The following is an 18,157-nucleotide window of genomic DNA, read 5'->3' as shown; positions in this document are numbered from 1 at the left end:
ATGGCAAAGCTTTCCCTTTTCGCCCGTCGCCGCCAGCGCGTCCGCACTTCGCTGCGTGCCCGCGGGGGTTCGCGTCCCCGGCTGTCGATCCATCGTTCGGGCCGGCATATCTACGCGCAGATCATCGACGACAGCGCCGGCCGCACGGTCGCCGCCGCCTCGACTCTGGACAAGGATGTCCGGGGCAAGGCTGGTGCGACCGCCGAGGCGGCTGCCGAGGTCGGCAAGCGCGTCGCTGCCGCCGCCAGGAAGGCGGGCGTCACCCAGGTGGTGTTCGACCGTGGCGGTTTCCTGTTTCACGGACGCGTCAAGGCGCTGGCGGATGCCGCGCGTGAAGGCGGATTGGAGTTCTGATGATGGCTGACGAGACCCAGAACCAGCCGGGAGCGGCGGTCGAGGCTGCCGCGCCGGCGCCGGCCCATGAAGGGCGGCCGGGGCGTGGTTCGCGCGGCGGGCGCGGCGGGCGTGGTGGTCGCGAAGGCGGCAATCGTGGTCGGCGCGACGATCGACGCGGCGGTGCCCAGGAAGAGGGCGGCGAGGAGCTGATCGAGAAGCTGGTTCACATCAACCGCGTCTCGAAGACGGTGAAGGGCGGCAAGCGCTTCGGCTTCGCGGCGCTGGTTGTCGTCGGTGACGGCCACGGCCGGGTTGGTTTCGGCCACGGCAAGGCGCGCGAGGTGCCGGAAGCGATCTCGAAGGCGACCGCGTCCGCGCGCAAGAAGATGGTCCGCGTTCCGCTGCGCGAAGGCCGCACCCTCCACCATGATGGTGCCGGTCGTTTCGGTGCCGGTCGGGTCTACGTCCGCTCCGCCCCGCAGGGCACCGGCATCATCGCCGGCGGCCCGATGCGCGCGGTGTTCGAAAGCCTGGGTGTTGCAGACGTGGTAACCAAGTCGATAGGCACCTCGAACCCGTACAACATGATCCGGGCGACCTTCGAGGCGCTCGGCGACCAGACCAGCCCCAAGGCGGTGGCGCAGCGGCGCGGCAAGAAGATTGCCGATCTGCTCGGCCGCGGCGGGGCGGATAAGGCGACGGCGCAGGCCGACGCCGAAGCGATCACGGAGTGACGGGCGTGGCGAAGATCAGGATCAAGCAGGTCGGCTCGCCGATCCGCCGGACCAAGGACCAGCGCGCGACGCTGATCGGCCTTGGGCTGAACCGACTGCACAAGGTTTCGGAGCTGGAAGACAGCCCTGAGGTCCGCGGCATGATCCGCAAGGTGCAGCATATGGTCGAGGTGCAGGGCTGACGAGCCCCGCCGGCGCGGGCGGTCGTCCGCCGCTATTTTTCGACTTGGCGCGATAAAAGCGAAAGCGAGTGCAAGACATGAAACTGAACGACATCCGCGACAATTCCGGCGCCCGCAAGGGCCGGATGCGGGTTGGCCGGGGTATCGGCTCCGGTAAGGGCAAGACCGCCGGTCGCGGCCAGAAGGGCCAGAAGAGCCGTGAGGGCGTCGCGATCAAGGGCTTCGAGGGCGGCCAGATGCCGCTCCACATGCGACTGCCGAAGCGTGGCTTCAACAACATCTTCGCCAAGGATTATGCCGAGGTGAATCTGGGCGCGATCCAGAAGCTGGTCGATGCGAAGAAGCTGGATGCCAAGGGCATCGTCGACCATGCCGCGCTGAAGGCGGCGGGCGTCGCCCGCGGCGGCAAGGACGGCGTGCGCATTCTGGGCAAGGGGACGTTCTCGGCTAAGCTGGCGTTCAACGTCGCCGGCGTGTCGAAGGGCGCGCGCGAGGCGATCGAGAAGGCCGGCGGCTCCGTCGAGGTCATCGCTGTGGTTCCCGCCGCCGAGAAGGCTGCGGCCAAGAAGAACAGCGTGCGCGACGCGAAGAAAGCCAAGGGCTGAACGCGCCCCGTCGCGTCTGTCGCGTTCGGGCTTAGACAAGCGCGGCGCCGACACTATATGAGGCGGCGGGGGGCAGAGATGCTCTCCGCCGTCTTTTCGTTTCGAACACCCGGTCATGTTGGGCCGGCACAGATTTCGAGGAATAGTCCGTGGCATCAAGAGCCGACGCGGTGACGCCCAGCCTGAACCTGTCCAAATTCGGGCAGGCGACGGAACTGAAGAAGCGGCTGTGGTTCACGATCGGCGCGCTGGTGGTGTTCCGCCTGCTCAGCTTCGTGCCGTTGCCGGGTATCGATCCGACTGCGCTGTCCGCTCTCGCCGAACAGACGAAGGGCGGGGTGCTCGATTTCCTCAACACCTTCTCGGGCGGGTCGCTCAGCCGCATGTCGCTGGTCGCGCTCGGGGTGATGCCGTACATCACCGCGTCGATCGTCATCCAGCTTGCCACCTCGTTGTCGCCCACCCTGGCTGCGATCAAGAAGGAGGGGGAGAGCGGGCGCAAGCGGCTGAACCAGTATACCCGCTACGGTACCGTCGGCCTGTCGGCGATCCAAGGCTATTTCATTGCTGTCGGGCTGGAAAGCTTCGGCGCATCGCAGGGGCTGGCGGCGGTCGTCGACCCTGGCATGCTTTTCCGTATATCGGCGGTGATCAGCCTGGTCGGTGGCACGATGTTCCTGATGTGGATCGGTGAGCAGATCACCAGCCGCGGCGTCGGCAACGGTGTGTCGCTGATCATCATGGCTGGCATCATCGCCGAGCTGCCGACCTCCTTCTCCAACCTGTTCGAAGGCGGGCGGACGGGCAACATCTCCGGCCTGCTGATCACCGGCGTGCTGGTGATGGCTCTGGGGCTGGTCGCGATCATGTGCTTCGTCGAGCAGGGCCAGCGCCGGGTGCTGATCCAGTATCCCAAGCGCCAGACCCAGCGCGGGATGATGCAGGCGGACCGCAGCCACCTGCCGCTGAAGATCAACACCGCGAACGTCATTCCGCCGATCTTTGCGTCGTCGCTGCTGCTGATGCCGCTGACCATCACTCAGTTCGCCGGCCAGCGCGTCGCGGGCGAGAGCATGTGGGGCGACTTCGTCATCTCGCTGAACCAGTATCTGCAGCACGGCTCGCCGATGTACATGCTGCTCTACGGCGGCGGCATCCTGTTCTTCACCTTCTTCTACACGGCGGTCGTGTTCAATCCGGAGGAGACGGCCGACAATCTGAAGCGCAACGGCGGCTTTATCCCCGGCATCCGCCCGGGCAAGAACACGGCCGACTATCTCGATTACGTCCTGACCCGGATCACGGTGATCGGCGCGATCTATCTGACGCTGATCTGCCTAGTGCCGGAATACCTGATCGCCAGCGCTGGCATTCCCTTCTACCTGGGCGGCACCAGTCTGCTGATCGTCGTAAACGTCACGGTCGATACCGTCGCCCAGATGCAGAGCCACATGCTGGCCCATCAATATGGCGACCTGATCAAGAAGGCGAAGCTGAAGGGCGGCAAGTTGCGTTGAATGCATTGGCGGTGATGGGGGACATGCGCTCGTGAATATCATTCTGCTTGGTCCGCCGGGGGCGGGGAAGGGGACCCAGGCGAACCGCCTCGTCGAGGAACGGGGCATGGTGCAGCTTTCGACCGGCGACATGCTGCGCGCGGCGGTCAAGGCGGGCACGCCGGTCGGCCTGAAGGCGAAAGCCATCATGGAATCGGGCGGGCTGGTGTCCGACGCGGTGGTTTCCGAACTGATCGGCGACAAGCTCGATTCGCTGCCGCCCGGCGCCGGCGCTATCTTCGACGGTTATCCGCGTACCGCCGCCCAGGCGGAATCGCTCGATGCCATTCTCGCCGACCGCGGCCGCCGGCTTAACCATGTCATCGAACTGGTGGTCGACGAAGACGCGCTGGTCGACCGGATCGAGGGGCGGTTCACCTGCGCCAAGTGCGGCGAGGGCTATCACGACCGCTACAAGCAGCCGAAGGTCGCCGGCGTCTGCGACGTCTGCGGCGCGACGGAATTCAAGCGCCGGCCCGATGACAATGCCGAGACGGTACGCACGCGCCTTGCCGAATACCGGGCCAAGACCGCGCCGATTCTGCCGATCTACGAGGCGCGGGGCCTGGTGTCCCGTGTCGATGGCATGGCCGACATCGCCCAAGTCAGCGCGGCGATCGAGGCAATCCTCGACAAGGCCTGATCGACAGCCGTTCATTAACGCGATTTCATCGCCGACTCAGCGCCGTGCCATGCGGCGGACTGCACACCATGGTGGCGCACCGGATACCGTTCCAGCCGCGCATGATGACTCCCTTCGTGTTGTTGCCTGCGGCGGGCCCATAGCGGTCCGCCGCTTCTTCTGGATCTTGTCCGGCGCCGGGCGCCGAACCCCCTGCGCCGCCGACGGAGCTGGAGTCTGTCCGCTTCAAGCGGAATCGGCACCGGCTGGTGCCGCCTAAAGCGGACAGACTCCAATCCTGTGCCGCTTGACAGCGCCGGCTGGCCCCCCTAGATCGCCCGGACCCCGAAACCACGGTCATCCCGGCGGCGAATCCGTTCGCGCGCCGGGTGTGTGCGTTCCCCCGGGAGTTGACGCGTTGAGATGGGCCGGCCAGCCAACCGGCCCGTGGAGCAGGAGAAAAATCTACATGGCACGTATCGCGGGGGTGAACATCCCCACCAACAAGCGCGTTGTCATCGCGCTGACCTACATCCACGGCATCGGCCGGACCAAGGCGGTCGAGATCGCCGACAAGCTCGGCATCGCGCGTGAGCGCCGGGTGCAGGACCTGTCGGATCAGGAAATCCTGCAGATCCGCGAGACCATCGACGCCGACCACACGGTTGAGGGTGACCTGCGTCGCCAGACCGCGGTCAACATCAAGCGGCTGATGGATCTGGCCTGCTATCGCGGCCTGCGCCACCGCAAGGGACTGCCGGTGCGCGGTCAGCGGACCCACACCAATGCCCGTACCCGCAAGGGCAAGGCGAAACCGATCGCGGGCAAGAAGAAGTAAGGGCGCGTCCACGGGACGTTTCCAGGCTTCTTCTCATCCGTGGAGACTTGGTCTCCACAGGCACCACGGAATTTCAGGTCAGGATTTGAGATGGCACGTGAACCTCAGCGCATCAAACGGCGCGAGCGCAAGAACATCACCGCCGGCGTCGCCCATGTGAACGCTAGCTTCAACAACACGATGATCACCATCACCGACGCCCAGGGCAACGCGATCAGCTGGTCCTCGGCCGGGATGATGGGGTTCAAGGGCAGCCGTAAGTCGACGCCTTACGCCGCGCAGGTCGCGGCCGAGGATGCCGGCAAGAAGGCTGCCGATCACGGCGTGCGCACCCTTGAGGTGGAAGTGAAAGGCCCCGGCTCAGGCCGCGAATCGGCGCTGCGCGCGCTGCAGGCGGTCGGCTTCCAGATCACCTCGATCCGCGACGTGACGCCGATCCCGCACAACGGCGTTCGCCCGTCGAAGCGCCGCCGCGTCTGATCGTGGCCGCCGGCGGCCCCGTTCGGGGCCGTCCCGTTTGTTACCGGCCGGGGCGGACGCGCCCCCGCCCAACTGCCCGAGGGGAATACCGTGGCTGTGAATTCCAAAAACTGGCAGGAACTGAAGAAGCCGAACGGCCTTGAGAAGAAGCCGGGCGGCGATGGTAAGCGCAAGGCGACCTTCGTCGCCGAGCCGCTTGAGCGCGGCTTCGGCCTGACGCTGGGCAATGCGCTGCGCCGGGTTCTCCTGTCGTCGCTCCAGGGTGCGGCCGTCACCTCGATCAAGATCGAGAATGTCCTCCACGAATTCTCGTCGCTCGCCGGCGTGCGTGAGGACGTGACCGACATCGTGCTGAACGTGAAGCAGGTCGCGCTGCGCATGCAGGGCGAAGGGCCGAAGCGGCTCCAGCTGTCGGCCACCGGCCCGGGGCCAGTCACCGCCGGCGACATCGCGGTTTCCGGCGATATTGAGGTGATGAACCCCGAACTGGTCATCTGCCACCTGGATGACGGTGCGACGCTGAACATGGAACTGACCGCCGATGTCGGCAAGGGCTATGTCGCGGCGGTCGCCAATCGCCCGGCCGACGCTCCGATCGGCCTGATCCCGATCGACGCGCTCTACTCGCCGGTCCGCCAGGTCGCCTACAAGGTCGAGAATACCCGCGTCGGGCAGGAGCTGGACTACGACAAACTGACCCTGACGATCGACACCGATGGCACGGTCACGCCGGAAGACGCCGTCGCCTATGCCGCGCGGATTCTGCAGGATCAGCTCCAGCTGTTCGTCCACTTCGACGACGGCCTTGCCCCGGCTACGGGCACGATCGGTCATGCCGCCCCGGCGCAGACCGATCAGGCCGGCGATTCGAACCAGCTCAACCGCTACCTGCTTAAGAAGGTCGACGAGCTCGAACTGTCGGTGCGTTCGGCCAACTGCCTGAAGAACGACAACATCATCTATATCGGCGATCTGGTCCAGAAGACCGAGGCGGAGATGCTGCGTACCCCGAATTTCGGTCGCAAGTCGCTGAACGAGATCAAGGAGGTGCTGTCGTCGATGGGCCTGCGCCTCGGCATGGAGATCCCCGGCTGGCCGCCCGAGAATATCGAGGAAATGGCGAAGAAGCTGGAACAGGATATCATGGGCTGAATGCCCTGAGCGTTTCTGTTGCAGGGGTTTCGGCGGTGCCCCCGGTTCTCACCGCCTGGTCCAGGGTGCCTGATACGGCCCTCGAACGAACGGAGTAATGACTATGCGCCATCGTGTTGGCGGACGGAAACTGCAGCGGACATCGTCGCATCGCGCCGCCCTGTTCCGCAATCTTGCGGCGGCGCTCATCAAGCATGAGCAGATCACCACGACGACGGCCAAGGCGAAGGAGCTTCGCCCCTATGTCGAGAAGCTGGTGACGCTGGCCAAGAAGGGCGGCCTGTCCAACCGCCGCCTCGCCCATAGCCGGCTGCTGGACGACACCCAGTTGAAGAAGCTGTTCGACGTGATCGGTCCGCGCTACGCCGACCGCAACGGTGGCTATACCCGCATCGTCAAGGCCGGCATCCGCCCGTCGGATGCTGCGCCGATTGCGATCATCGAATTCGTCGACCGCGATGTCAGCGCCAAGGGGCAGGATTCTGGTCCGGTGCAGGGCGAAGAGATCGACGAAGCCGCCTGATCCGGCCTTGTCCGGCGCCGCCATGCCGGTGCTGCTTGAGTGAAAGGCCGCGGGTGCTACGCTCGCGGCCTTTCTCATGCCTGGAAAGGCCATAATGCGCCGCTCATTCCTTCTTGCCCTGTTGCTTGCCAGCCCGATGACCCAGCTTGCCGCCGCTGCCCCCGCCTACCCGGTCACCGCGCGTGACGCGGTTGTCGACACGCTGTTCGGCGTCGCGGTCGCCGACCCTTATCGCTGGCTCGAAAACGACGTGCGCACCGACGCGAAGGTGCGACAATGGGTCGATGCTCAGAATGCGGCGACCAGCGCCTATCTGGAAACGCTGCCGGGTCGCGCGGTCTTCCGCCAGCGGCTGACCGCCCTGCTCGATTATGAGCGTTTTGGCCTGCCGCGGAAGAAAGGCGGCCGCTATTTCTATACGCACAATAGCGGCCTGCAGAACCAGGCACCGCTCTACGTGCGCGACAGCGTCGATGGCCCAGGCCGCCTGCTGCTCGATCCGAACGCATGGGCGGCGGACGGCGCGACCGCGCTGGCGGACTGGCAACCGTCGGAAGACGGCCGCCATGTCGCCTATGCGGTGCAGGACGGCGGCAGCGACTGGCGGACGATCAGAGTGCTCGACGTTGCCACAGGCCAGCCGACCGCCGACATCGTCGCCTGGGTGAAGTTCTCCGCGATCGCCTGGGCCGCCGATGGTTCCGGCTTTTATTATTCGCGTTTCGCGGCGCCGGCGGCCGGCGACGAGTTTCAGGCGACCAACGAGAATCAGACTGTCTATTTCCACCGCCTCGGCACGCCGCAGGAGCAGGATCGCAAGATCTACGCGACGCCAGACCGGCCGAAGCTTGGCCATCATGCCCAGCTGTCGGACGACGGACGCTGGCTGGTCATCACCTCGTCGGAAGGAACGGACGACCGCTACGAGATCACCGTCCTCGACCAGCGCCGGCCTGACGCTCCGCTGCGCACGCTGATCCCGGGCCTGGTCAACAACTGGTCGTTCATCGGTAACGTCGACAAAAAGCTGTATTTCGTCACCAATGCCGCTGCGCCGAAGCTGAAGGTGGTGGTGATCGACCTTGCCCAGCGCAGCGTCCGGCCGGTGGTGCTGGTGGCGGAGGATATGGCGACGCTGGATGGCGCCGCCATTGTCGGCGACACGCTGATCCTGTCCTATCTCGTCGACGCGAAAAGCGAAGTCCGTCGTTACAGTCTTGCCGGCGAATCTCTTGGTTCGATCGCGCTGCCGGGAATCGGCAGCGCCGGCGGTTTCAACGGCAAGGCGGGCGACCCCGAAACCTTTTTCGCTTTCACCAGCTTCGCCACGCCGACGACGATCTACCGTTATGACGCGCGCAGCGGAAAACAGGTGGCGTGGGCGGTGCCGAAGGTCGCGTTCGACCCCGCCGATTATGGCGTCGAGCAGCGCTTCTTCGCCTCGAAGGATGGCACCAGGGTACCGATGTTCGTCGTCCACAAGAAGGGGCTGGATCTTTCGGCGGGCGCGCCGACCCTGCTGTACGGCTATGGCGGATTCAACATCTCGCTGCCGCCGGCCTTCTCGACGACGCGCCTGGCGTGGATGGAGCAGGGCGGGGTGCTGGCGGTCGCCAATCTGCGCGGCGGCGGTGAGTACGGCAAGGAATGGCACGATGCTGGCCGCCTCGCTAACAAGCAGAATGTCTTCGACGACTTCATCGCCGCCGGCGAATATCTGATCGCCGAAGGCATCACGACCAAGGCGAAACTGGCAATCCAAGGCGGGTCGAACGGCGGCCTGCTGGTCGGCGCGGTGGTCAACCAGCGGCCGGATCTATTCGCTGCCGCCCTCCCCGCCGTCGGCGTCATGGACATGCTGCGTTTCGACCGTTTCACCGCCGGGCGCTATTGGGTCGACGACTACGGCCATCCGTCGAAAGAGGCGGACTTCCGCGTCCTGCACGCTTATTCGCCCTATCACAACATCGTCGGTGGGCGGGATTATCCGGCGATCCTTGTCACCACCGCTGACACCGACGATCGTGTCGTGCCGGGGCACAGCTTCAAATATGCCGCGGCACTCCAGGCGGCGGCGCTCGGTGACCGGCCGCACCTGATCCGTATAGAGACGCGCGCCGGGCATGGTTCCGGCAAGCCAACCGACAAGATCATCGAGGAAGCGGCCGACCAGTGGGCGTTCATCGCGCGGTGGACCGGCATGACGGTCACCGTGTCTCCGAATAGGCGCAGTTCATCGCCGGGACAGCGGAACCGGTCTATCGGGATGATGCTTTACGACTCGACTGTTGGTCGGAAGGATCGTGCGATGATCAGGCTGGGTATATCCGTTGTCGCTCTGGCGTTTGCCGCGCCGCTTGGCGCGCAGGTTGAAACGGTGCCGCTGCCGCCGTCATCGGTGGCGGACGATCGGCCGGAAGCGGCGCTCGGCCGCGACATCGGCCGCGCCGCCGGGGCGATGGCAGTCGCCGCCGGCCGCGTTGCAGCCGATGCGAAAGATGCCGCGCGGGCCGCGAAGCACGAATTTCGCCGTGGTTTCGTGGAGGGTGCCAGCGCTCAGGCACAGCCGCCGGTCGAACGTCCCGCCCCGCCGTCGATCCGCTACGAGGAGGAAGCGGTAGACGCCTGCGCCGCCGCCGCGGAAGAGGAAGGGTTGTCGATCGCGCGGCTTGCTGCGGTTCGCGACATCCTGCGTGTCGGCCCCCGGCGTTACGGCTGGGACGTCGAAGGCACGATCGATTTGCGCGACAGCTATCTGGAACGCCGGCGCCCGCCGCTACGCTTCGTCTGCGCGGTCCGCGACGGCGATATCGCCGATCTTCGGCTCGGCGACAGCTTGGCGCGGCGCTGACGCGACGGGGCTTCCCCCGCGCGCATCATCTGCTAACAGCCGGCGCATGACCGATGCCGCGCACGACACCATCCTGATCATCGATTTCGGCAGCCAGGTGACCCAACTCATCGCGCGCCGGGTGCGCGAGGCCGGCGTCTACAGCGAGATCGCGCCGTTCAACGCCGCCGCCGAGGCGTTCGAGCGGCTGAAGCCCCGGGGCATCATCCTTTCTGGCGGCCCCAATTCGGTCGTTGGCATCAATCCGCCGATGCCGCCACAGGCGATCTGGGACGCGGGCCTGCCGATCCTTGGCATCTGCTACGGCCAGCAGGCGATGGCGCAGGCGCTTGGCGGTACCGTCCATGCGGGTGACAGCGGCGAATTCGGCCGTGCCTTCATCGAGATCGCCGAGCCTTGCGCGCTGTTCGACGGGTTGTGGCAGCCCGGCGAGCGGCATCAGGTGTGGATGAGCCATGGCGACAAGGTAGACGCGCTTCCGGCCGGCTTCCGCCCGGTCGCGCGATCGGAAGGGGCACCCTATGCCGCGATCGCCGACGAGGGTCGCCATTTCTACGGTGTCCAGTTCCACCCGGAGGTCGTGCATACGCCGGATGGCGCCAGGCTGATTGCCAATTTCGCCCGCCATGTCTGTGGTCTTTCGGGTGATTGGTCGATGGCGGAGTTTCGTGCCACCAAGATCGCCGAGATCCGGGCGCAGGTCGGTCAGGGCCGGGTGATCTGCGGCCTGTCCGGCGGTGTCGATTCGGCGGTCGCGGCCGTGCTGATCCACGAGGCGATCGGCGATCAGCTGACCTGCGTTTTCGTCGATCACGGCCTGATGCGGCTGGGCGAGGCCGAGCAGGTCGTCAGCCTGTTTCGTGGCCATTACAACATCCCGCTCGTCCACGTCGACGCGAGCGAGACCTTCCTCGGCGGGTTGGCCGGCATTTCCGATCCGGAGGCGAAGCGCAAGTTCATCGGCAAGGCGTTCATCGACCTGTTCGAAGGTGAGGCGAAGAAGATCGGCGGTGCCGATTTCCTGGCGCAGGGTACGCTCTACCCCGACGTGATCGAGAGCGTCAGCTTCACCGGCGGGCCGAGTGTGACCATCAAGAGCCACCACAATGTCGGCGGCCTGCCGGAGCGGATGAACATGCAGTTGGTCGAACCGCTGCGCGAGTTGTTCAAGGACGAAGTCCGCGCGCTTGGGCGCGAGCTTGGCCTGCCGGAGATATTCGTCGGACGGCATCCTTTCCCCGGCCCCGGCCTCGCCATCCGCATCCCCGGCGTGGTGACGAAAGAGAAATGCGACATCCTGCGCAAGGCCGACGCGATCTATCTTGACGAGATCCGCAAGGCCGGGCTGTACGACGCGATCTGGCAGGCCTTCGCGGTGCTGCTGCCGGTCAAGACCGTCGGGGTGATGGGTGACGGGCGCACCTACGATCACGTCTGCGCGCTGCGTGCCGTCACCTCGACCGACGGCATGACCGCCGATGTCTATCCGTTCGAAAGCGCTTTCCTGAGCGCGGTCGCCACCCGCCTCGTCAACGAGGTGCAGGGCATCAACCGTGTCGTCTACGACTACACGTCCAAGCCGCCCGGCACGATCGAGTGGGAATGATTCAGGCCCATCCGAACGCCGCCGACAATGCGCCAGAATTTCCCGTAACACTCTGATTAAAAATAATTTTTTATCCGCTGCCTATCGAGACCTATCGGTGGGTAGCAATCACAAGTACCGTCACGATTGACGGTGCTCGCTCATATTGATCACGGCCGTCTCAGACAGTACCGTCGCGAGAGTTGAGGATCGTGACGGTACTTTTTTCAACGTAAGACACTGATAACAAAGTGATTTAGGCGTCACGAACCTCCCAAAACCGCATGACGGTACTTTTCGGAGGCTGCGCGAACATGTTGACGGACGCTGCGCTTAAGGCGCTGAAACCAAAAGACAAAGTCTACAAGGTGTCAGACAGGGACGGCATGTATGCCCGTGTCACGCCGACAGGTCTGATCTCATTCAGCCTGGATTACCGGCTGAATGGGCGCCGCGAGACCGTCTATCTCGGCAGGTACGGACGTGACGGCATTTCGCTCGCACGGGCTCGCGAACTCTGCCTGGACGCCAAACGCGCAGTCCGAGAGGGCCGCTCACCCGCAATTGAAAAACAGCGCGAGAAGCGCCGCCTGAAAGAGGCCAAGAGCTTCGGTCAGTTCGGCGAGAAGTGGCTGGACAAGGCTCCGATGGCGGACAGTACCAGAGCGATGCGGCGCTCGATCTTCGATCGAGAGTTGCTGCCCGTCTGGCGCAACCGGCTGCTGCGCGAAATCACCCCAGATGATCTGAGAGCTCTCTGCGCCAAGATCGTCGATCGCGGTGCGCCTGCAACGGCCATCCACGTCCGCGACATCCTCAAGCAGATCTACAGTTTCGCGATCCTGCACGGCGAGAAGGTGCCCAATCCCGCCGATGAAGTCGGCCCAGCTTCGATTGCTGCATTTCGGCCCAGAGACCGTGCGCTTTCACCGACAGAGATCCGCATCATGCTGAGGCAACTGGAGCATGTCCCGACTTTGCCGACCATTCGCCTCGGCATGAAGCTCTTCCTGCTGACGATGGTTCGTAAAAGCGAGCTGCAGGACGCCGTATGGGACGAAGTGGACTTCGAGAACGCGGTTTGGAGCATTCCGAAGGAGCGGATGAAGCGCTCCAAGCCACACAATGTGTATCTTTCCCGACAGGCGCTCGACATCATGATCGCGCTCAAGACCTGTGCCGGCAATTCCCGGTATCTGCTGCCCTCGCGTTACGATGCGGATGCCCCAATGTCGCGGGCGACGTTCAACCGCATCACCTACGCGGTGGTCGATCTGGCGCAGAAGGAGGGGCTGCCGCTCGAGCCGTTTACAGTCCATGATTTGCGACGGACCGGCTCAACGCTGCTGAATGAACTCGGTTTCAACAGCGACTGGATCGAGAAATGCCTCGCCCACGAGGACGGGCGATCTTCGCGCGGCGTCTACAACAAGGCAGAGTACGAGGTTCAGCGCCGCCATATGCTCCAGGAATGGTCGGACGTCGTTGACGCATGGGTGGAAGGTCGCAAGCGGCCTGTCACCCTTCTCCCCCCGACCATGCCTATGCTTGAGCCCGACCCTGCCCTTTGACCGGCCGGAACTTCCGCTGGGCGACGTCGGGGTGTTTGGCGCGCGGGATTGGCCGCGTGCGCCGGCTTTCGAGCCACGCTTCGACCTCGGCAAGATCCCAGACGACGCATCTGGGTGAAAGGGCAAAGCGGCGAGGAAATTCTCCGCGCTGCTCCATTTCGTAAATGGTGCTGTCCGCCAGAGGAACGATTTCTCGCAGTTCATTCCTTCGGATCGAACGTTTGACGGGCCGGTCGCTAACGGATGGCATCTGCAGCTCCTGATCGTGGTGCGGTGATGCGATTGGAGCCGATATGTGCCGATAAGGGCCAGCAGAAATTGGCCGCGGCGTATGGTCGGCGACCATGGCGTGCAGATCGGACAGGCCTGATGCTGTTTGCGGCCGCTTTCTCAGGCGGGTCTTCTCCATTTAGGCCCCACCGCGGCTCCTAGAGTGAGAGTGCGGACGGGGTTTGCCGTGACGGGTTGAAGGTCGGGAGAGAGGCTTCCGGCGCCCGTCGCGGAGACAATCTCGATGGCCAGACAGAACCGCGCCGCACGCGACGGCGGCGACCGCACCAATCTCTATGACGAGATCACCGCGAAAATCATCAACGAGCTGGAGCAAGGGCGCTTGCCCTGGGTCCAGCCCTGGGGCACGGCGGCGAAGGCGCCGCTCGCGATGCCGAGGAATGCCGCGACGGCCCGGCAATATTCCGGGATCAACATTCTGATCCTCTGGGGCACCGTTGTTCAATACGGCTATCCGACCCAGCATTGGTTGACTTTCCGCCAGGCCTTGTCGCTCGGCGGCAATGTCCGGAAAGGTGAGCGCGGCACGACCGTCGTCTATGCCGACCGCTTCACGCCCGAGGATGAGAAGCGCCGCGCGCGGGAGACGGGGGAGGAAGCTGGCAGCATCCCGTTTCTCAAACGCTTCACCGTGTTCAACACGGCGCAATGCGAGGGCTTGCCTGAGGATGTTGCTATCGAGGCGCCGCCACCGCCGCCCCACATGATCGAGCCAAGGGTCGAGGCGCTGATCCGGGCGACCGGAATCGACTTTCGCATCGGTGGGAACCAGGCCTTCTATGTTCCAGCGCACGATTATGTTCAGGTGCCGCCGCCACAGGCCTATTTCGAGCCGATCGACTGGCACCGGACCGCCCTGCACGAGCTGGGGCACGCCACCGGCCATGCCTCCCGGCTTGGGCGGGATATGTCGGGCCGCTTCGGCACCAGGAAATACGCATTCGAAGAATTGGTCGCCGAAATGAACGCGGCCTTCTGCTGCGCCTCGCTCGGCGTTGTGCCGACCGTACGCCATGCCGACTACATCGGCTCCTGGCTCGAGGTGCTGCGCGAGGACAACCGCGCCATCGTCCGCGCCGCTTCCCAGGCCAGCAAGGCGGCCGATTGGCTGCTGGCGCATCTGCCCCGCGAAGATACAGCATCGACGGATCGGAGGGCTGCGGCATGATCCTCCTGACCAGCACCCAGCGCGAGCAGCTCCTCGCCAATGGCCGCCAGAGCGATGTCGACCCCGTCCCCGTGGTAAAATTCTTCAATCCGTTGGGTAGCGGCGTCTGGCTTGCGACCGAATTGGATAGCAACGGTGACACCCTTTTCGGCCTTGCCGATCTGGGGTTTCCAGAGCTTGGAAGCTGGAGCCTTGGCGAAATGCAGGCGATCCGCTTGCCCTTTGACATGAGGATCGAGCGCGATCTGCACTTCACCGGCGATTTCCCGATCTCGGTCTGGGCTGACATGGCGCGGCGGGCCGGTGGCATCCGCGAGGCCGAGCGCATTCTTTACTCCGGCGCCCGAGCCGCCTCCACGCCGACCCGGAAACAGACCGATACACAGAGCCGGAAACACTGAAGCCCGCTTCTCCGGCTTTGCGATTTTGCGCCGCTCTCTTGAGAGGAAGAGGGCGGCGCTTTGCTTCGTGACGGGTCGGTGGCCGGAGAGAGAGTCTCCCGGCGCCCGTCATGGAGTAAGGCATATGGCTACTGCCGTTCAGAAGATCACCCTCGCGTCCTCGCGCGATATTCCGTTCAACAAGCTGGCGCTGAGCCAGGCCAATGTCCGGCGCGTCAAAGCCGGCATCTCGGTCGAGGAACTGGCCGAATCCATCGCCCGCCGCGGCCTGATCCAGTCCCTGCATGTGCGGCCACTCCTCGATCCCGAGGGCAAGGAAACCGGCATGTTCGAGGTGCCCGCAGGCGGTCGCCGCTATCGGGCCCTTGAATTGCTGGTCAGGCAGAAGCGTCTCGCAAAGACTGCGCCCGTCCCGTGCGTCATATCCGAGGCCGATGCTGACATCCTGATCGACGAAGTCTCGCTCGCGGAAAATATCGAGCGCGCGCCGCTTCATCCGCTCGATCAGTTTCGGGCCTTCGGCCCGCGTCCAGGCGCGCAACTGGCGCTATATGGCGTTCGGCTCGCTGATCCTTAGCGCCGGATTTGCCGCGGCCCTCGTTTGGCAATCGGCGCGCGGGACCGTGGTGCCCTGGGTCGTGCAGGTCGACAATCTCGGCCAGGCGCAAGCGGTCGCGCCGGCCACAGCCGACTACCGGCCAACCGACCCGCAAATCGCCTGGCACCTCGGCCGCTTCATCGAGCAGGTGCGCTCGATCCCGGCCGATCCGATCATCGTGCGGCAGAACTGGCTGCGCGCCTACGAATGGACGACCGATCGGGGGGCTGCGGCCTTGAACGATTATGCCCGCGCCAACGACCCGTTCACCCGTGTCGGGCGCCAGCAGATCGCCGTCGAAATGTCCTCTGTCATTCGCGCTTCGCCGGATTCCTTCCGCGTCGCCTGGATCGAGCGGCATTATGAAAACGGTCAGCTCTCCACCACCGAGCGCTGGACCGCGATCCTGACTATCGTGATCCAGACACCGCGCGATGCCGAACGCCTGCGCGCCAATCCGCTTGGCATCTATGTCAACGCCATCAACTGGTCGCGGGAGATGAGCCAATGATCTCCGCCATCCGTACGTCCGCAAGTCCGGCTTTCCGTAAACCCGTATCGGTGGCTTTGCTGCTCGGCGCGACCCTGCTCGCGGGCTGTGCCACAAATCGAACGCCGCAGTTCAGCTACGACGCTGACGTGCCGCCGCTGCCGGCAGTCCAGGCATCCGTTATCGATGATCGACCGCGACCGCTGCACACGCCGCCTGGCTGGACCGTCGCGCGTGGCGGAGAACCTGCGAGCACCGCAGCCGGGCGGGTTGAAAACGCTAACGCTGCCGCGCGCGTCGAGCCGCGCCGCGCGGGCTATTACAATGCCATTCAAATCTACCCCTGGTCGCAGGGCGCGCTCTACCAGGTCTATGCTGCCCCGGGGCAGATCACCGATATCGCGCTCGAGCCGGGCGAAAGCCTGACCGGCGCGGGGCCGATCGCGGCCGGTGACACCGCCCGCTGGATTATCGGCGATACGACGAGCGGGGCGGGCAATGCCGCGCAGGTGCATATTCTGGTCAAGCCGACGCGGCCGGAAATTTCGACCAATCTTGTCATCACCACCGACCGGCGCACCTATATGATCGAACTGCGGGCTCGCGAGGCGCTCTATATGCCGGCGGTCGCCTGGGCCTATCCGGCGCCACCACCCGGTCAGCGGCAAACTGCGCCTGCCGCGCCGATCATCCCCAAGGAAGCGGCGCGCAACTACCGTTACGGTCTGACCGGCGACAGCCCGCCATGGCGTCCGATCTCGGTCTTCGATGATGGCCGCCGCGTCTATGTCGTTTTCCCGCGCGGCATCGTGCAGGGCGAGATGCCGCCGATCTTTGTTCTTGGCGCCGATGGCGAGCCGCAGATCGTCAACAGCCGCGTCCACCACAGTATCCTGATCGTCGATCACCTGTTTGGTGCGGCCGAGCTTCGCCTTGGCAGCGGCGATCACCAGCAGACGGTCCGCATTGTCCGCACTGAGCAGAGACAAGCTGCGGCCTCGTCTCCTCCTGCGACCGGAGGTGCCTCGTCATGACGGAAACCACTACCCCCAAGGACGCTGGCGCAGCACCGATGCGGCTGCGCGCGGAACCGCCCCGGGTCACCCGCCTATCCCGCAAGATGCTCGCCGCTATCGGCGGTATCGCACTTCTCGGCATTGGCGGCGCGCTCATCTACGCGCTGCAGACGCGCGATGCCGAGCCCGGAGGCGACGAGCTTTATTCTGTCGAGAACCGTCCAACGGCAGATGGGCTGTCCGATCTGCCGCGCGACTATACCGGCCCGGTTCTCGGACCGCCCTTGCCGGGCGATCTCGGTGGTCCGATCCTCGATGCCCAGAACCGGGGGCAGCCGGTCGCGCCGCCCGCAATCACTGCGCCGGCCGTCGATCCCCAGGAGCAGCGCCGTTTGGCCGAGGAAGAAGCCGCTCGCACCAGTCGTGTGTTCTTTCAGACCGCTCCTGCCGCTGGAGCTACGCCGGGTGTGGCTGGTCCTGGTCTTGCCGGCCTCGATCTTGGAGGCCAGTCTGCCACACAGGACAGGCACACCGCTTTCCTGAATGGCCCCGTCGATCGGCAAACGGTCGCCCTTGATCGCGTCACGGCGCCTGCATCGCCCTACATCCTTCAGGCGGGAGCCGTGATTCCGGCGGCGATGATCACCGGCATTCGTTCCGATCTGCCGGGACAGGTCACCGCCCAGGTGACCCAGAACGTCTATGACAGCCCGACCGGTAGCCTGCTTCTGATCCCGCAGGGCACCCGCATCATCGGCGAATACGATGACGGCGTGACTTTCGGTCAGCGGCGCGTGTTGCTGGTGTGGAACAGGCTGATCTTCCCCAATGGCCATTCGATCGTGCTGGGGCGCCAGCCTGGCGCGGGCGCTTCGGGCTATGCCGGACTTGAAGACGGCGTCGACTATCATTGGTGGGATCTGATGAAGGCCGCCGGGCTCTCGACATTGCTCGGCATTGGAACCGAACTGGCGACCAGCGACGAGGACCGGCTGATCCGCGCCATCCGTGACGGCGCGCAGGACACCATCAATCAGGCTGGGCAGCAGATCATTCAGCGGCAATTGCAGGTCGAGCCAACACTCACCATCCGCCCTGGGTTTCCGGTTCGGGTAATTGTTACCCGCGACCTCGTGCTCGAGCCTTACAGGAGCTGAT

General features: G+C 64.8%; 17 protein-coding genes and 3 pseudogenes. 19 read left to right on the top strand and 1 reads right to left on the bottom strand.

Features of this window, described 5'->3' with window-relative positions; translation table 11 throughout:
* The 13 genes and pseudogenes from rplR to E4A53_RS04500 all read left to right on the top strand — a co-directional run bounded on the left by rplR (nt 1) and on the right by E4A53_RS04500 (nt 13,035).
* Nucleotides 1–354, top strand: a complete 354-nt coding sequence (rplR, locus tag E4A53_RS04560) for a 50S ribosomal protein L18 (protein ID WP_136161908.1) — start codon at nt 1–3, stop codon at nt 352–354.
* 2 nt (nt 355–356) lie between these two features.
* Nucleotides 357–1,070, top strand: a complete 714-nt coding sequence (rpsE, locus tag E4A53_RS04555) for a 30S ribosomal protein S5 (protein WP_136161907.1) — start codon at nt 357–359, stop codon at nt 1,068–1,070.
* A gap of 5 nt (nt 1,071–1,075) precedes the next feature.
* A complete protein-coding gene (rpmD, locus tag E4A53_RS04550) occupies nt 1,076–1,252 on the top strand; it encodes a 50S ribosomal protein L30 (protein ID WP_136161906.1) in 177 nt (58 codons plus the stop codon).
* 77 nt (nt 1,253–1,329) lie between these two features.
* Nucleotides 1,330–1,857 (top strand): 50S ribosomal protein L15, encoded by a 528-nt coding sequence (rplO, locus tag E4A53_RS04545; RefSeq protein WP_136161905.1) that lies wholly within the window; start codon nt 1,330–1,332, stop codon nt 1,855–1,857.
* Between the two features lie 149 nt (nt 1,858–2,006).
* Nucleotides 2,007–3,374 (top strand): preprotein translocase subunit SecY, encoded by a 1,368-nt coding sequence (gene secY / locus E4A53_RS04540; RefSeq protein WP_136161904.1) that lies wholly within the window; start codon nt 2,007–2,009, stop codon nt 3,372–3,374.
* 31 nt (nt 3,375–3,405) lie between these two features.
* Nucleotides 3,406–4,056, top strand: a complete 651-nt coding sequence (locus tag E4A53_RS04535; protein WP_136161903.1) for an adenylate kinase — start codon at nt 3,406–3,408, stop codon at nt 4,054–4,056.
* A gap of 448 nt (nt 4,057–4,504) precedes the next feature.
* Nucleotides 4,505–4,873: a 30S ribosomal protein S13 gene (gene rpsM, locus E4A53_RS04530; protein ID WP_136161902.1), complete on the top strand. Its 369-nt coding sequence runs from the start codon at nt 4,505–4,507 to the stop codon at nt 4,871–4,873.
* A 90-nt stretch (nt 4,874–4,963) separates the two neighbouring features.
* On the top strand, nt 4,964–5,353 hold the full coding sequence (rpsK, locus tag E4A53_RS04525) for a 30S ribosomal protein S11 (RefSeq protein WP_136161901.1): 390 nt from the start codon (nt 4,964–4,966) through the stop codon (nt 5,351–5,353).
* A 90-nt stretch (nt 5,354–5,443) separates the two neighbouring features.
* A complete protein-coding gene (locus E4A53_RS04520; RefSeq protein WP_136161900.1) occupies nt 5,444–6,505 on the top strand; it encodes a DNA-directed RNA polymerase subunit alpha in 1,062 nt (353 codons plus the stop codon).
* 103 nt (nt 6,506–6,608) lie between these two features.
* The gene (gene rplQ, locus E4A53_RS04515) at nt 6,609–7,028 is read left to right on the top strand and encodes a 50S ribosomal protein L17 (RefSeq protein ID WP_136161899.1); all 420 of its coding nucleotides are present in this window, start codon (nt 6,609–6,611) and stop codon (nt 7,026–7,028) included.
* A gap of 76 nt (nt 7,029–7,104) precedes the next feature.
* A pseudogene (locus tag E4A53_RS04510) lies at nt 7,105–9,237 on the top strand (prolyl oligopeptidase family serine peptidase); the annotation flags it as partial.
* 688 nt (nt 9,238–9,925) lie between these two features.
* On the top strand, nt 9,926–11,485 hold the full coding sequence (gene guaA, locus E4A53_RS04505) for a glutamine-hydrolyzing GMP synthase (protein WP_136161897.1): 1,560 nt from the start codon (nt 9,926–9,928) through the stop codon (nt 11,483–11,485).
* Nucleotides 11,486–11,748: 263 nt separating this feature from the next.
* Complete coding sequence (locus E4A53_RS04500) at nt 11,749–13,035, top strand: tyrosine-type recombinase/integrase (protein WP_476712820.1); 1,287 nt, start codon at nt 11,749–11,751, stop codon at nt 13,033–13,035.
* Here E4A53_RS04500 and E4A53_RS15105 read toward each other — a convergent pair.
* Nucleotides 13,007–13,444, bottom strand: coding sequence for a helix-turn-helix transcriptional regulator (locus tag E4A53_RS15105; protein WP_239018131.1), 438 nt, complete (start codon nt 13,442–13,444; stop codon nt 13,007–13,009). The two genes, E4A53_RS04500 and E4A53_RS15105, sit on opposite strands and share 29 nt — an antisense overlap.
* Nucleotides 13,445–13,549: 105 nt before the next feature.
* Here E4A53_RS15105 and E4A53_RS04490 point away from each other — a divergent pair, with 105 nt between their 5' ends.
* From E4A53_RS04490 to E4A53_RS04465, 6 genes and pseudogenes are all read left to right on the top strand, one after another.
* A complete protein-coding gene (locus E4A53_RS04490) occupies nt 13,550–14,494 on the top strand; it encodes an ArdC family protein (protein ID WP_132004686.1) in 945 nt (314 codons plus the stop codon).
* Nucleotides 14,491–14,895, top strand: coding sequence for a DUF2958 domain-containing protein (locus E4A53_RS04485; protein ID WP_136161896.1), 405 nt, complete (start codon nt 14,491–14,493; stop codon nt 14,893–14,895). Before E4A53_RS04490 ends, E4A53_RS04485 begins: the two co-directional genes overlap by 4 nt.
* A gap of 124 nt (nt 14,896–15,019) precedes the next feature.
* A pseudogene (locus tag E4A53_RS04480) lies at nt 15,020–15,415 on the top strand (ParB/Srx family N-terminal domain-containing protein); the annotation flags it as partial.
* Nucleotides 15,414–16,004 (top strand): annotated as a pseudogene (trbF, locus tag E4A53_RS04475) (conjugal transfer protein TrbF); the annotation flags it as partial. The pseudogenes E4A53_RS04480 and trbF, both read left to right, overlap by 2 nt.
* Nucleotides 16,001–17,017: a P-type conjugative transfer protein TrbG gene (gene trbG / locus E4A53_RS04470; RefSeq protein ID WP_136161895.1), complete on the top strand. Its 1,017-nt coding sequence runs from the start codon at nt 16,001–16,003 to the stop codon at nt 17,015–17,017. The pseudogene trbF and the gene trbG, both read left to right, overlap by 4 nt.
* Nucleotides 17,018–17,055: 38 nt before the next feature.
* The gene (locus E4A53_RS04465) at nt 17,056–18,156 is read left to right on the top strand and encodes a TraB/TrbI/VirB10 family type IV secretion system protein (RefSeq protein WP_206366247.1); all 1,101 of its coding nucleotides are present in this window, start codon (nt 17,056–17,058) and stop codon (nt 18,154–18,156) included.
* The last annotated feature ends 1 nt before the right edge of the window (nt 18,157 follow it).

Source organism: Sphingomonas flavalba (genome assembly GCF_004796535.1).
Classification (GTDB): Bacteria; Pseudomonadota; Alphaproteobacteria; order Sphingomonadales; family Sphingomonadaceae; genus Sphingomonas_L; species Sphingomonas_L flavalba.
This window is presented reverse-complemented; position numbering and strand designations above follow the sequence as displayed.